Genomic DNA, 15387 nt, shown 5'->3' with positions numbered 1-15387 from the left:
CCCTCTCCCCTCGGGAGAGGGTTAGGGTGAGGGGGATTGTTATTTGCTGTCAGACTTATATTCGTACTCGTAATACCCGTAATCCTGGTACCCGGTCGCGCGGCGGAAGATGGAGTTCAGGATCACCCCTTTCACCTCAATCCCGTTCTGCTCGAAGCGGCTCAGGCTGGTTTCCACCTCTTTCAGGGTGTTCACCGCGTAACGCGCCACCATCAGCGTTGTACCCGCATGGCGCCCCACAACGGCAGCGTCGGTCACGGCCAGAATCGGCGGCGTATCGATCAGCACCAGGTCGTAGTTTTTGCTCGCCCACTCCACCAGCTCGGTAAAGCGTTCGCTCATCAGCAGCTCTGACGGGTTAGGCGGTACCTGACCACGTGGGATCAGGTCAAATTTCGGCACGGTAGTCGGTTTTGCGCTCTGGCTGATGTCACCTTTGCCAAGCAGGATCTCTGACAGACCGTTGACGTTGTTGGTGCCCAGCAGCTCGTGGGTGTAGCCCTTACGCATATCGCAGTCGATAAGCAGCACGCGCTTGTTGGTCTGGCTGACCACCGCCGCCAGGTTGGCGCAGACAAAGGTTTTACCGATTGACGGGCTAACACCGGTCAGCATCAGGACGTTGTTTTTAGCCTGCATCATGGCGAAGTGCAGACTGGTACGCAGGCTGCGTATCGCTTCAATCGCCAGGTCGGTTGGGTTACCCACCGCCAGCAGCTGGCTTTGTTTGTAACGCTTAACGCCTTTGATGGTTTTCACGCTGTCACGGGATTTTTGCCACTCAGACAGCGGAATGCTGGCATAGACGTTGATACCGTTCTCTTCCAGCACCTGCGGGCTTTCGATACCGCGGTTGAACAGCGAACGCAGCAGCACGCCAACGATGGAGAGCATCAGGCCGAGAATAATGCTGCCGAGAATGATCAGCGCTTTCTTCGGCTTCAGCACGCCTGGCTGGGTAATCGCCGGGTCGACGATGCGCACGTCACCCACGGTGCTTGCCTCGGTGATTTTCAGCTCCTGCTGCTTGTTCAGCAGCTGCATGTAAACCTGCTGTCCTGACTCCACGTCGCGGGTCAGACGCACGATCTCCTGCTGCGTTTTCGGCATCGCGGTCACACGGTCATTGAGCTTCGCCTTCTCCTCTTCCAGCGTGCGGCGTTTCTCCAGCAGCGTGCGGTAAGCCGGGTGACGTTTGGTGTAAAGCTTGGAGATCTCCGCCTCTTTGAAGGTGAGCTCGTTGAGCTGCGCGTCAATGTTGACCATCGAATCGAGGACCGATTTCGCCTCCAGCGGCAGGTCGACAGAGTCTTTATCCTGGCGGTAGGCGTTCAGCTTGTTCTCGGCATCATCCAGGCGGGCGCGCACTTCCGGGAGCTGTTTCGACAGGAACGCCAGGCTTTTCGCCGCTTCAGCCGACTTACGCTCAACGTTCTGCTCAAGGTAGTTGCGGGTAATGCTGTTCAGGATGTCGCGGATCTGATCCTTATCTTCCCCGGTAAAGGTCATGCTCAGCACGCCGGTGTCCTTACCGTTTTCAGTGACGGTCAGGTTGTTTTGCAGGTTGTTGATCATCCCCAGCGTGGAGAATTTGGTGACGGTAAACTCCCCACCCTCCTGGGCGTTGATCGCACTGACCATCATGCTGACGCCGTCTTTGCTCAGCATCTGTCCGACTTCACCGCGCGCGCTAAAGCCCGCGTCGCTGGTCAACTGATACTGTTTCGGGCCAAGCACCGTGAGGGTAAAGGTCTGATCGGCTGCCCCTTTTGGCAGCACGAAGTCAGTGACCTTCACCGTGTCGTTGCTTCTGCCCATCAGCCGATCCCAGCCCGCACCAAAGATTGGGAAGGTATTTTTGGTGACGGAGATATCGAGCCCAAGGTCGTGAACCGTTTTACCCAGCACCAGACGTGACTGGATGAGCTGGATTTCAGCGTCAGAGGCCGGCGGCTTGTTCGCCAGCGCGGAGCCAATGTCCTGCACCAGCGAGTTACCGGTATTCTGCTCGATCTGCACCAGCGCATCGGCGCTGTAGATAGGGGTGGCGAACAGCGTATAGACGACGGCCGCCGCGGCAAACACGGCGGTAATGCCCAGCACCCACCACTTTGCCTCGATAACCGTGCCAACCAGGCGCCCAATATCAATTTCATCACTGCCCGAAGTCGGGGCGGCAGAAGGTTTTGTTTTTTCTGTCATTGTTATCCCTGCTGAGCTTTCAGTGCCTGCGCCCACTGTTGGGCAGACTGGTCAAGTAAGGTGTAAACCGCCTCGAAAGCCTCATGGCTTTTGCGATATGGATCGGGAATTTCACGCTCATTGTCCCAGTGTCCAAACAGCATCACCTTACCGCGCATCTCCGGAGCGATATCGCACAGCGCTTGAATATGGCGTTTTTCCATCGCCAGAATCAGGTCATACTCACGGCACATGCGGCCAGTGACCTGGCGGGCAACATGCCCGTCGAGAGAGAGGTGATGGTCCCGCGCCACGCTCATTGCGCGCTCATCGGCACCTTTACCGACCAGTGCACCCAGCCCTGCCGAATCAACGGTCAGTTCGGGCTGGTAGTGTTTCAACAACCGTTCAGCCGTAGGGGAACGGCAAATGTTCCCCACGCATACCACCAGAATTTTGTTAAACATCGCGGATTACCAGGTATGAATGTCGCGCGCCGTATCCGTCATGTAGCGAACGCCACTGATGGTTGGCAGCAACTGGTTGATCAGACGGTTCCAGCGGGCAACCGGTGCGGTAGTGACATACACCACGTCGTATGGCTGGAGACGGAACTCCGTCGCCATCACCAGAGAGGTCGCATCGGACATATCCAGCTGGTAGATGTTGGCAATCTTGCCTTTCGCGCTGCCCTCACCTTTCAGCGGACGGATCACGAAGATACCGGTCGCGTTAGAGGTCGTCAGATCGATACCCTCAGCATTGCCCAGCGCTTCGGTCAGCGTCATACCGCTGAAGTCCATCTTGAGGGTGCTCTGTTTCTTCACTTCACCCATCACGAAGACTTTAAGATCGTCATTGCGTGGTACATAGAGGATATCGCCCGGATAAAGCAGGCGGTTCTGGGTCAGATCGCCGTTTTGCATCAGCGCCTGCAGCGAAATGCGCTGCTCTTTCCCGTTGTGGGTCAGTACCACGTTGCGCCAGTCGGCGCCGTCGGTTAACCCGCCAGCCGCGTTAATGGCATCCAGCACGGTCAGAGGAACGTTGGTGATGGCCTGCTGACCAGATTTGTTCACCTGGCCGGAGATATAGGCTTTTTGCGAGCGGAATGCGGCGATATTAACGTCCACCTGCGGATCGGCGATGTACTGCGCTAAGCGGCCGGTAATATCACTGCGGATCTCGGCAAGCGTTTTCCCTGCTACATGGACTTTACCAATGTAGGGATAGAACATGGTGCCATCTGACTGCACCCAGTTACCGGTGTCGCTTGAGCTACGGTACTGGCCCGCTGGCGTGGTCAGTTCGGGGTGATCCCAGACGGTCACGTTAATGACGTCTCCAGGCCCTACGCGATACTGGTAGGAAGCAATTTCCTGGTCCAGTGACATATTTGGCTGGGCAACGTTTGGACGTGGGCGTAATTGTTCGACCAGACGAGGCGTAAGTGGATAAACATTCACCATTTTGTCGAGATCAAAATCGGCATCCTGTTGCTTGATCACATCCTTGCCCATTGTAGACATATTGCTTCCGGGAAAGACCGTGCAACCGCTCATCAAGGTCACAGACACCAATAATGGCATCAATTTCATTTTGGAGTTCATCATTGATTATTTATCACTTTGGCAGAGTAATTATCCTGTGCAATTTAAATACGTGTGAATCTAAAATGCATTAAGAATGTAGCTAATTAAATAAAAATATAAGTGGCAACATTCCTAAAAAAAACGCTATTTGGCCAGTCATTGTTGACAACGTAATCATGGCCCACCCACACACATTCAGGCACGCTACCGCCCTTGGCTTCCAGCTACCAATACGCTATAACACAATGAATTACAGGCAAAAAACCGCAAGGATTTTTTGCTGGTGAAATAAATGAAGCATTCAAAATACGCAGGCACTATTTCGTTAATCGCCCAAAAAAAACATCAATCCTTAACGGGAGTTATCCTTTTTTAGGCTAATAATCTTGTAACAGTTAATCCCAAAACAGGCAAGAAAACGGGTTCCGAACGTCAACTTTTAAGAATTTATTTAGAAATGCACTTTATTTTTAAGAATTTCTTTATGTTGACAGCGTTATGATTGAACATCTTTTAATGCGATATTTCTTAATTTTGTTATTTCGGATAAATACAGATTTCCTGGATAAATTAAAACTATTATACCCGGCAGTTTTAATTTAATGATTATTGAGAGAAATCTCATACTGACATTGCATTTTCCCACAGCTTTATCCATGATCGAATTGTGTCATTAGTCATGTTACAGAAGGTATTGCTACTACTATGGAATGGATTGCCGATCCCTCAATCTGGGCCGGGCTGGTTACGCTGGTTGTCATCGAGCTGGTGCTCGGGATTGATAATCTGGTTTTTATCGCCATCCTCGCTGAAAAACTGCCCCCTTCCCAGCGCGATCGCGCGCGCGTAACGGGGCTGCTGCTGGCGATGGTGATGCGCTTACTGCTGCTGGCCTCTATTTCCTGGCTGGTCACGCTCACTCAGCCTCTGTTCTCCATTCACGGTCTGAGCTTTAGCGCCCGCGATCTGATCATGCTCTTCGGCGGGCTATTCCTGCTGTTCAAAGCCACCGTGGAGCTCAACGAGCGGCTGGAAGGCAAAGACAGCGAGAACCCGACCCAGCGCCGCGGAGCAAAATTCTGGCCGGTGGTCGCGCAAATCGTGGTGCTGGATGCGGTCTTCTCCCTGGACTCGGTGATCACCGCCGTCGGGATGGTGGACCACCTTGCGGTGATGATGGCCGCGGTCATTATTGCCATCACGCTGATGGTCATGGCCAGCAAGGCACTGACCCGCTTCGTGAACAGTCACCCGACCATCGTTATTCTTTGCCTGAGCTTCCTGCTGATGATTGGCTTCAGCCTGGTGGCCGACGGTTTTGGCTTCCATATTCCGAAAGGCTACCTGTATGCCGCCATCGGGTTCTCCGTCATGATTGAAGCGCTTAACCAGCTGGCGATATTCAACCGCCGTCGCTTCCTTTCCGCCAATCAGACTCTGCGTCAGCGCACAGCCGACACGGTCATGCGTCTGTTAAGCGGCAAGAAAGAGGATGCGGAGCTGGACGCCGAATCCTCCGCCATGCTGGCCGACCACAGCGACGGGCAGATCTTTGACCCGCAGGAACGACGGATGATTGAGCGAGTGCTCAATCTGAACCAGCGTACGGTCAGCAGCATTATGACGTCGCGGCATGACATTGAGCATATTGACCTGACGGCCCCGGAAGCGCACATTCGCGCCCTGCTGGATAAAAACCAGCACACCCGCGTGGTGGTGACCGGCGGGGAAGCGGAAGAGGAACTGCTGGGCGTGGTGCACGTCATTGACCTGCTCCAGCAGCAGCTTCACGGCGAGCCGCTCAATCTCCGCGTCCTGGTTCGCCAGCCGCTGGTCTTCCCGGAGGGGCTGCCGTTGCTTTCCGCCCTTGAGCAGTTCCGTAACGCGCGGACCCACTTTGCCTTTGTGGTGGATGAGTTTGGTTCGGTGGAAGGACTGGTCACGCTCAGCGACGTGATGGAAACCATTGCCGGTAACCTGCCAAACGAGGTGGATGAGATAGACGCCCGCCACGACATTCAGAAAAACGCCGACGGCTCGTGGACGGCTAACGGCCATATGCCGCTGGAAGACCTGGTGCAGTATGTGCCGCTGCCGCTGGATGATAAACGGGAATACCACACCATTGCCGGTCTGCTGATGGAGTATTTGCAGCGTATCCCACAGCCGGGGGAAGAGGTTCAGGTCGGCGACTATCGGCTTAAAACGCTCCAGATTGAAAACCATCGCGTGCAGAAGGTTCAGCTGATACCGCTGCGGGAAGAGGAAGAACTGGATTTTGAGGTGTAAAAAAGCCGGGTGGCGTTTCGCTCACCCGGCCTGCGGTGTTCGGTTTTTGTAGGCCGGGTAAGGCGAAGCCGCCCCCCGGCGCAACAGGCATCAAAGCTTATCCAGCAGCTTCTTCACATCCTTGCCGTCCTGTGAATCTTTATTACGATCCGCCCAGTCGCTGAGTCGACGTTTCGCTTCATCCTGCAGATGCTTACGCAGGATCTGATCCACCTGCAGACTGTAATTCAGGGCCTGCCATTTGCCGTATACGGTCAGCGGGACCGGCGTCTCTTTCAGGAAGTCAATGAGCTTGCTTTCCCCCTGCCAGCCGGAAAGTACCCGCACGTTAAAGCGCGTGTCCGCCGTCTCTTTGACCAGATCCAGCTTACCCTCGCCCGTTAATGATAAGAGTGAAGAGGTACCCTGCATTCCGTCGAGAGAGAGTTGTCCGTTGTTCAGCGTCAGGTCCGTGGTGAAGCTGTCGAGGCGCGTGGCACTGTCGTAGCTCTCCTGGGCTTTCACATCGCTGCTGCGCTCCACCGCCTGCTGCACCAGCTGCTGGAAGTTAAGCCCTTCCATACGGGAGTTTTTCAGATCAAGATGCGCCTGCCCCTGCCACTCGCGGCGGAAAGCATCGGCATCAATTTTCGTGCCGGAGAAATTACCCGCGAGCGTCAACTGCCCCGTCAGAGAGATCGGGTAGTTAAACGCGGTCAGGATGGTGCCTATCTCAACGTTATCGAGACGCGGCTGGAATTCGGCGCTGGCAACGTCTTTACGGACATCCAGCGTGCCGGGCAGTGAGAGGTGTCCTGCGCCCATCTTGCCGCTCAGTTCGGAGATCACCAGCAAACCGTTATGGTTAAACATCTGGCTGCTCACGTCGGTAAAGTCCATGCCGCGCCAGCGCAGGCTGGTGGCTTTCAGCAGAATATCCGCCGTGAATCCGCGCAGAGCGTTATAGTCAGGTTGATCGAGATTCGACGAAATAACCGGACGTGATACCGGTGTCTGGCTTTGCCCCGTCTGCGTCGCCTCGCTGTCCGTGGCGCTGGCTGGCAGAGGTGGCAACAGGTTTTCCAGGTTGAGCTTGTCAAATTGCAGATCCAGCACCCACTTCGGCTTCTCTTCAAAGGTGACGCTCGCCTGTCCCTTCAGGCTACTGTCATTTGCCTGCAGGTTGAGATTATCCAGCTCCAGCTGTTTTTGTTCCTCACGCCACACGGCCTGCAGCGTCCCCTGACCGGCGATCCCCTGGGTGGGCAGATTGGCCCCCGTCAGCTGCCAGTTAAGCTGCTGGATGTTCGCCGTGAGCTGATGCGGATAGTCTGACGCATTCACATTAGCATTCAACGACAGCGTCAGATCCCGCTGATCGCGGTTCACGCGCCCGCTGAATTCCACCGATGCAAGATGGTGCTCATCCTGTTCCATCTGCAGATTAATGTTGCGAACGGTGACCAGCTCTTCGTGCTCATGCTGGAAAACCAGCACGCTATCGGCCACTTTCAGTTTGCCAATATCAAAGGACCAGCCAGTATCAGACGGTTCATCAGGCAGGGTATTTTCACGCGGTGCCACCGGCGCGTTGGCATCACGCACAGCTTCAGTTTGCGGGGTGAGCTGAATCACCGCGCCTTTCAGCATCACCTGATTCACCTGCAGCTGATGGGAAATGAGCGGGATCAGCGCCACATCAAGGCGCATGTTGTCTGCGGACACCAGCGGCTGGGACGCCCCCGGCGCCGTGAGCGACATGCGGCCAGAGAGAATGCTGAGCTGCGGCCAGACGTGCCAGCGCAGCGGCCCGTCCAGCTTCAGTTGATAACCACTGCGTGCCTCAACCTGCCGCACCATATACGCGCGGAAGTCGTTAGGGTTAACCAGCAGAACCAACGCCGAAAGGCCAGCCACCAGCACCACCAGCAAAATCATCAGCGTTGTCAGAACTCTTCTCATGGCATCCTCAATGGACTAACGATCAGTCTTTATCAATACGGCTGGCAACCGCACCCTGCTGGTCGCGATATTTTGCGTCCTGACGGCGGTTATACGGCCTGTCTGCCGGGCCTGACAGCGGTTCAAAACTTAACGCGCCGATCATCATCCCCGGACGAAGCGCCAGCGGCAATTTACCGGCATTGAAGAATTCCAGCACAATACGGCCCGACCAGCCTGGATCGATACGGTGCGCGGTCACGTGTACCATCAGTCCCAGTCGGGCCAGCGAAGAACGGCCGTCAAGCCAGCCGACGAGGTCCGCAGGCAGGGTGACGGATTCAAACGTTACCGCCAGCGCCAGTTCACCCGGATGCAGATAAAAGGCTTCGCCATCTTCGATTACGATTTCGTCACTCATCACGCGATCGAGCGCGGCGCTGACTTCGTCCTTCGGTCCGCTGAGGTCAATGAACGGTGCGGTATGGCCGCTAAAGGTGCGGAATTTATTCCCCAACCGGACATCGACGGTCACCCCATTGATACGCTCAACAGGTGGACGTGGGGTAATAGACAAACGGCCTTCATCCAGCCAGGCTTCAATATCGCGATCACAAAGACGCATGCCTTTTTCTCCTTTCATGCATCGTACCCTGAGCCGGTAAGTGCTCAGGGTAAAACCAGGTTATCTCTGAACGGTACACAATTCACGCGGCTTATTCAAAAAACTGGCTGATTTTCGCTTTTAAGATATCGATCGCGATGCGGTTTTTACCCCCGCGCGGCACGATGATATCGGCGTATTGTTTGGAGGGCTCAATAAACTGCAGGAACATCGGGCGGACCGTTTTCTGGTATTGCGCCATCACGGAGTCCATTGAGCGGCCGCGTTCATTAACGTCACGCTTGATGCGGCGCATCAGGCAAATATCCAGCGGGGTATCGACGAAAATCGAGAAGTTCATGGATTCACGCAGGCGGGCGTCGGTCAGCAGCAGGATGCCTTCAAGGATAATGACCTTTTTCGGCTCGATGCGGATCGTTTCCTGGGTGCGGGTATGTTCTACGTAACTGTAAACGGGCAGTTCGATCGCCTGGCCGCTCTTAAGCGCTTCTAAATGCTGGAACAGCAGGCTGTGATCCATCGCATTTGGGTGGTCATAGTTCGTTTTAACGCGCTCTTCCATCGACAGATGGGATTGATCTTTGTAATAGCTGTCTTCGGGAATGACGCCGATATGCTCATCACCTACTTGTTCACGCAGTTCGCGATAAAGCGTACTGGCAATTAGACTTTTACCTGAAGCCGATGCGCCGGCGATGCCTATAATGACGCACTGATGAGACTTATCAGTCATAAATTTAGCGACCTGATTAACCTGGATGTAAAGGAAGGACGACGCCGGAGCGTCAAACGCGGCAATTATAGGGATTTCGCGGGCGTGATACCAGTCGAATACTCAGGTTCTGCGAGACTGACCGAAAAGTGACGAGTTATTCCCTGAATGAAATTTAAATGTGCATTTTTTCGCCGCTTACCCGTTTTTTTTTCACGGAGTAAGTATTTAATAAGTCTGTGTTGTCAAATTCTGAGCGGTCACCATATGAATTGTAAATTGTTTGTACTAGCATAAACCAAATTATCAAATTCACGCGTTCGGACATCTTCTTCCCTGACGGCATGGCGTCTCTGGATAAAGCGGTAATGAATAAACAATACCAGCGGGTTTTGGTGACCACCCCACATCCTTTATTACGACTTGTCTGTCTGGGCCTGGTCACCTTTATCTTTACCTTATTTTCGCTGGAGCTCACCCGCTTCGGCACCCTGCTGGCCCCGCTCTGGTTTCCCACCGCCATTATGATGGTGGCGTTTTACCGCCATGCCGGAAAAATGTGGCCGGGCATTGCCCTGGCCTGTTCGTTCGGCAATATTCTGGCCTCATGGATGCTGTTCTCCTGGGGGTCGGTCAGCCTCATCTACCCTGCGGTCAACGTCATTGAGGCCGTTATCGGCGCGCTGTTCCTGCGTAAATGGCTCCCGTGGTACAACCCGCTGCAGAATCTGAACGACTGGATCCGCGTGGCCATCGGCAGCGCGCTGGTGCCGCCACTGATGGGCGGCATTCTGGTGTCTCTGCTGGCACCCGGCTCTGAGCCCCTGCGTAATTTCTTCGTCTGGGTGTTGTCAGAAGCCATTGGCGCACTGGCACTGGTGCCACTGGGGCTGTTATTTAAACCGCATTATCTGCTGCGCCACCGTGACCCGCGATTGCTGCTGGAAACGCTGACCACGCTGGCCGTGACGTTAGCCCTCAGTTGGGCCGCCATCACCTGGCTGCCGTGGCCCTTCACCTGCGTGATCGTTCTGCTGATGTGGAGCGCCGTGCGCCTGCCGCGGATGGAAGCGTTCATGGTGTTTCTGGTCACCGTGATGGTGGTGTCGCTGATGATTGCCCGCAATCCTCTGGCGCTGACCACCCAGCACGCCGGGCCGATGCTGAACGCCCCCTGGCTGCCGTTCCTGATGCTGCTCCTGCCCGCTAACGTGATGACCATGGTGATGTACGCCTTCCGCGCCGAACGCAAACACATCACCGAAAGCGAAGAGCGCTTTCGTAACGCGATGGAATATTCCGCCATCGGTATGGCGTTGGTCAGCATTGAAGGCAAATGGCTTCAGGCGAACAAGGCGCTGTGCAATTTCCTCGGCTACAGCCAGACGGAGCTTCAGTCGCTGACCTTCCAGCAGCTCACCTGGCCAGAAGATCTGAATACCGACCTCGAGCAGCTCGAACAGCTGGTCAACGGCGAGATCAATACCTACTCCCTCGAGAAGCGCTATTACACCCGCGACGGGGAAGTGGTCTGGGCGCTTCTTGCCGTCTCCGTGGTGCGCCATGCCGACGGCTCCCCGCTCTATTTTATTGCCCAGATTGAAGACATTAACGATCTGAAGCAGACCGAATGGGTCAATAAGCGCCTGATGGAGCGCATTACGCTGGCTAACGAAGCCGGGGGCATCGGCATCTGGGAGTGGGATCTGGAACCCGACATTATCAGCTGGGATAAGCGGATGTTTGAGCTCTATGAAATACCGCCGCACATCAAGCCCACCTGGCAGCTCTGGCACGACACGATGCTGCCGGAGGATCGCGTCCACGCCGAGCAGGTGCTGCGGGACTCCCTGATTTCCCGCCTGCCGTTTAAGCTGGAATTCCGCATCCGCGTGAAGGAAGGCGTGCGTCATATTCGCTCCCTGGCGAACCGGGTGCTCAATAAGCAGGGGGAAGTTGAACGGCTGCTCGGCATCAACATGGACATGACCGAGGTTAAGCAGCTTAACGAGGCCCTCTTCCAGGAAAAAGAGCGTCTGCACATTACCCTCGACTCCATCGGTGAAGCGGTGCTGTGCACCGATATCAACATGAACGTCACCTTTATGAACCCGGTCGCGGAGAAAATGAGCGGCTGGCTCCAGACCGAGGCTATCGGCCAGCCGATCCTGAAGGTGTTACACATTACCTTCGGCGAAAAAGGGCCGCTGATGGAGAATATTCACAGCGGCGATATGTCCCGTTCCGATATCGATCAGGATGTGGTGCTGAACTGCCGTACCGGCGGCAATTATGATATCCACTACAGCATTACGCCGCTCAGCACGCTGGATGGACAGAATATTGGCTCGGTGATCGTGATTCAGGACGTGACCGAGTCGCGTAAAATGCTGCGCCAGCTGAGCTACAGCGCCTCCCACGATGCCCTGACCCATCTGGCAAACCGGGTCAGCTTCGAAAACCATCTCAAACGGCTCTTGCAGACCGTTCGCGAAACGCGCCAGCGCCATGCCCTGGTGTTTATCGACCTCGATCGCTTCAAAGCCGTCAACGACACGGCTGGCCACGCCGCGGGTGATGCCCTGCTGCGGGAACTGGCTTCCCTGATGTTGACCATGCTCCGCTCCAGCGACGTGCTGGCGCGTCTGGGCGGGGACGAGTTCGGGTTACTGTTACCGGACTGCAACCTGGAAAGCGCGCGCTATATCGCCGGTCGCCTGATTCATGCCATCAACGACTATCACTTTATGTGGGAAGGCCGCCTGCACCGGATCGGCGCCAGCGCCGGCATCACGCTGATTGATGAAAATAACCATCAGGCGTCGGAGATCATGTCGCAGGCGGACATTGCCTGTTACGCCTCAAAAAACAGCGGACGTGGCATGGTGACGGTGTATGAACCCCAGCAGGAGCGGGATCACCACACGCGCAGCATGATGTCGCTTGATGAACAGTGGCACATGATTAAAGACAATCATCTGATGATGATTGCCCGCAGCGTCGCCTCACCGCGCATCCCTGAGAGCAGTAATTTCTGGCTGCTGTCGTTACGCCTGTGGACCAGCCAGGGCGAAGTTCAGGAAGAGCATGCCTTCCGCTCGGGCCTGGCGGAACCAGAGCTTCTGCATGCCCTCGACAGGCGGATCTTTAGCGAGTTTTTCCGCACCTCAGCCGCCCAGATCGCCAGTAAAGGCATGGGTGTGGCGCTGCCGCTCTCGGAGGCCGGTTTAGCCAGCGTAACGCTGGTCGATGAACTGCTCGACCTGCTGGATAAAAGCCCGATGCCGGGCCGTCTGCTGCATCTGGTTATCTCTGTCGATGTGGTGTGCAATCCGGATAAGAACCTGCATCGGGGTCTGCAAAAGCTTCGCCAGGCGGGCTGCCGCGTGATCTTCAGCCAGGTGGGACGCGATATGAACGTCTTTACCCACCTGACTGCGAACATGGCCGACTATCTGATGCTGGATGCGGAGGTGGTAACCAACGTGTACGGCAATCTGATGGATGAGATGATGGTGACCATTGTTCAGGGCCACGCCCAGCGTCTGGGAATGAAAACCATCGCAGGCCCCTGTAACCAGCCCATCATGATGGATACGCTCTCCGGTATCGGCATCGATTTTATCTTTGGTGACACCATCGCCGAGCCGCAGCCATTAGATCTTCTTCTCAACACCAGTTATTTCGCGATCAACTGACGGTGCCCAGCCGTCGGTATACCAGATATGCAGCAGCGCGTAGGAGCGCCACGGCTTCCAGCGTTCGGCATAGCGACGAATTTGCGCGGGCGTCATTCCGGCGAAGCGTTGTTTAATCAGGTAATCATCCGGCAGAAACACATCTTTCGCCTGCCAGCCGCGCAGGGCCAGATAATTTGCCGTCCAGCGCCCTATCCCCGGCCGCTTTTGTAGCGCCTTCATCCCCTCTTCTATATTCGCGGGCGGGAAAAGCGGAAATGTTCCGTCGATAACCGACTGCGCCAGATGAATCAGCGACTCCGCGCGCTTTATCGGCATGCCCAACGCTTTCAGCGCCAGCGGGTCCGCTGCCGCCAGCGCCTGCGGCGTGGGGAAGCAGAGATAGCCCGGGCAATCCGCCACGGGTTCACCGCATAACGCCACCACGCGTGACGCCAGCTTCGCCGCCATCGCCACGCTCACCAACTGCCCGAGAATCGCCCGGACGCCCTGCTCGTACGCATCCATCGCTCCCGGCAAACGTAAGCCCGGCCTTGCAGCACCGAGATCGCCCAGCGTCTCTGCGATGTGCTGCGGATTGCAGGCAAGATCGAACAGGCGTTCTATGCGCTCAAGGCACGGCTGCGCAACCGGAATTAACCCCGGGCTGAGGGTTACGGTCAGCGTATGTGTTGCGATATCCGGCGTCACGCGGAAGATCCCCTGATGTCCCTCGCAGGCAAAACTGCGCTCGTAGTAGTCGTGCGTGACGGTTTCAATGCCCGTCACCGCACGCGCGCCAAGAAAGCCAAACATCCACTGCCAGTCGTAAGGGGGAAGCCAGTTCAGGGTGTACATCATCTCTCCTTTTGGGTTCTTCACAGCATAAACGGAAAGGTCCTGTTTCGCCTTGCTTTCATATTCCTGTTGTCGCCATGCGGACATTTCGTTAAAGTCTCGCCCCTTCTCACCGGCATGGGGATTCATCGTGTTTATTGGATTTGACTACGGTACGGCAAACTGCTCGGTTGCGATTATGCAAAACGGGCAGCCACGGCTCCTGAAAATGGAAAAAGAGAGCACGCTACTGCCGTCAATGCTCTGCGCACCGACGCGTGAAGCGGTGAGCGAATGGCTGTTCCGCCACCATCAGGTTCCGGCTTCGGCGGCGGAAACCCAGGCGCTGTTACGCCGTGCCGTCAGCTTCAACCGCGAGGAAGATATCGACGTTACGCCGTCCAGCGTGCAGTTCGGCCTCTCCTCGCTCGGACACTACATTGAAGACCCGGAAGAGGTCTATTTCGTTAAGTCGCCAAAATCCTTCCTCGGCGCCAGCGGCCTGAAGCCGCAGCAGGTCGCGCTGTTTGAAGACCTGGTGTGTGCGATGATGCTGCACATCCGCAACCAGGCGCAGACGCAGGTCCCAGAGGCGATTACCCAGGCGGTGATTGGCCGACCAATTAACTTCCAGGGGCTGGGCGGCGACGAGGCCAACCAGCAGGCGCAGGGGATCCTGGAACGCGCGGCGCACCGCGCAGGCTTCCGCGACGTGGTATTCCAGTACGAGCCGGTTGCGGCGGGGCTGGATTTTGAAGCCACGCTGTCGGAAGAGAAGCGCGTATTGGTCGTGGACATCGGCGGGGGCACGACGGACTGCTCGCTGCTGCTGATGGGCCCCCAGTGGCATAACCGGCGCGATCGTGAAAACAGCCTGCTGGGGCACAGCGGCTGCCGCGTAGGCGGGAACGATCTTGACATCGCCCTGGCATTCAAAAGCCTGATGCCGCTGCTCGGCATGGGCGGGCAAACGGAAAAAGGCATCGCGCTGCCGATCCTGCCGTGGTGGAACGCGATTGCCATCAACGACGTGCCGGCACAGAGTGATTTTTACAGCACCGCCAACGGCCGCTTCCTTAACGATCTGGTTCGCGATGCTCAGGATGGCGAAAAAGTCGCCCTGCTCTATAAAGTGTGGCGCCAGCGTCTGAGCTACCGCGTGGTGCGAACTGCGGAAGAGAGCAAAATCGCCCTTTCCGACCGCGCTGAACATGCGGTCTCCCTGCCGTTTATCAGTGACGAACTGGCCACCGCTATTTCGCAGGACGGGCTGGAGACGGCGCTTGCCCAGCCGCTACAGCGCATTCTGGAACAGGTGCAGCTCGCGCTGGAGAACGGCAAAGAGAAGCCGGACGTGATTTACCTGACCGGGGGAAGTGCCCGTTCACCGCTGATCAAGAAAGCGCTGGCCGAACAGCTGCCGGGTATTCCGATTGCGGGTGGTGATGACTTTGGCTCCGTTACCGCCGGTCTGGCGCGCTGGGCGCAGGTGATGTTTAGCTAGTGCGGTTGTGCCGGATGGCGGCTTCGCCTTACCCGGCCTTCAAAACGTGT

10 protein-coding genes are annotated in these 15387 nt (G+C 56.2%); 3 read left to right on the top strand and 7 right to left on the bottom strand.

The genetic code is table 11. The features are described 5' to 3' along the window. Positions 1-39: 39 nt before the first annotated feature. From wzc to ACOTXF_RS08335, 3 genes are read right to left on the bottom strand one after another with little or no spacing between them, the layout of a single operon-like run. Positions 40-2202 (bottom strand): tyrosine-protein kinase Wzc, encoded by a 2163-nt coding sequence (gene wzc, locus ACOTXF_RS08345; protein ID WP_008499415.1) that lies wholly within the window; start codon positions 2200-2202, stop codon positions 40-42. A 2-nt stretch (positions 2203-2204) separates the two neighbouring features. Then, a complete protein-coding gene (gene wzb, locus ACOTXF_RS08340) occupies positions 2205-2648 on the bottom strand; it encodes a low molecular weight protein-tyrosine-phosphatase Wzb (protein ID WP_021241460.1) in 444 nt (147 codons plus the stop codon). 6 nt (positions 2649-2654) lie between these two features. Next, positions 2655-3794, bottom strand: coding sequence for a polysaccharide export protein (locus ACOTXF_RS08335; protein ID WP_008499413.1), 1140 nt, complete (start codon positions 3792-3794; stop codon positions 2655-2657). 684 nt (positions 3795-4478) lie between these two features. Here ACOTXF_RS08335 and ACOTXF_RS08330 point away from each other — a divergent pair. Further along, entirely contained in the window at positions 4479-6062 is a 1584-nt protein-coding gene (locus ACOTXF_RS08330; protein WP_047747585.1) for a TerC family protein, read from the top strand. Positions 6063-6152: 90 nt separating this feature from the next. Here the strand turns inward: ACOTXF_RS08330 and asmA are convergent, their stop codons facing one another. From asmA to udk, 3 genes are all read right to left on the bottom strand, one after another. Further along, positions 6153-8003: an outer membrane assembly protein AsmA gene (gene asmA / locus ACOTXF_RS08325; RefSeq protein WP_045418605.1), complete on the bottom strand. Its 1851-nt coding sequence runs from the start codon at positions 8001-8003 to the stop codon at positions 6153-6155. 22 nt (positions 8004-8025) lie between these two features. Next, a complete protein-coding gene (gene dcd / locus ACOTXF_RS08320; protein WP_008500854.1) occupies positions 8026-8607 on the bottom strand; it encodes a dCTP deaminase in 582 nt (193 codons plus the stop codon). A gap of 91 nt (positions 8608-8698) precedes the next feature. Further along, positions 8699-9340: a uridine kinase gene (gene udk / locus ACOTXF_RS08315; protein ID WP_008500855.1), complete on the bottom strand. Its 642-nt coding sequence runs from the start codon at positions 9338-9340 to the stop codon at positions 8699-8701. 347 nt (positions 9341-9687) lie between these two features. Here udk and ACOTXF_RS08310 point away from each other — a divergent pair, with 347 nt between their 5' ends. Continuing rightward, on the top strand, positions 9688-13017 hold the full coding sequence (locus ACOTXF_RS08310; protein ID WP_045418603.1) for a diguanylate cyclase: 3330 nt from the start codon (positions 9688-9690) through the stop codon (positions 13015-13017). Here ACOTXF_RS08310 and alkA read toward each other — a convergent pair. Then, positions 12976-13854: a DNA-3-methyladenine glycosylase 2 gene (alkA, locus tag ACOTXF_RS08305; RefSeq protein ID WP_045418601.1), complete on the bottom strand. Its 879-nt coding sequence runs from the start codon at positions 13852-13854 to the stop codon at positions 12976-12978. The genes ACOTXF_RS08310 and alkA overlap by 42 nt on opposite strands. A 130-nt stretch (positions 13855-13984) precedes the next feature. Between alkA and yegD the strand changes: the two genes are divergently transcribed. Further along, positions 13985-15337 carry a molecular chaperone gene (gene yegD, locus ACOTXF_RS08300; RefSeq protein ID WP_045418599.1) on the top strand — a complete coding sequence of 451 codons (1353 nt, stop codon included), beginning with the start codon at positions 13985-13987 and terminating at the stop codon, positions 15335-15337. Positions 15338-15387: the final 50 nt, after the last annotated feature.

It is taken from the genome of Enterobacter cloacae complex sp. IR53041, from assembly GCF_049238285.1.
Lineage (GTDB): Bacteria > Pseudomonadota > Gammaproteobacteria > Enterobacterales > Enterobacteriaceae > Enterobacter > Enterobacter roggenkampii.
Note: the sequence above shows the minus strand (reverse complement) of the source record. Positions and strands in the feature narration are given on the sequence as shown.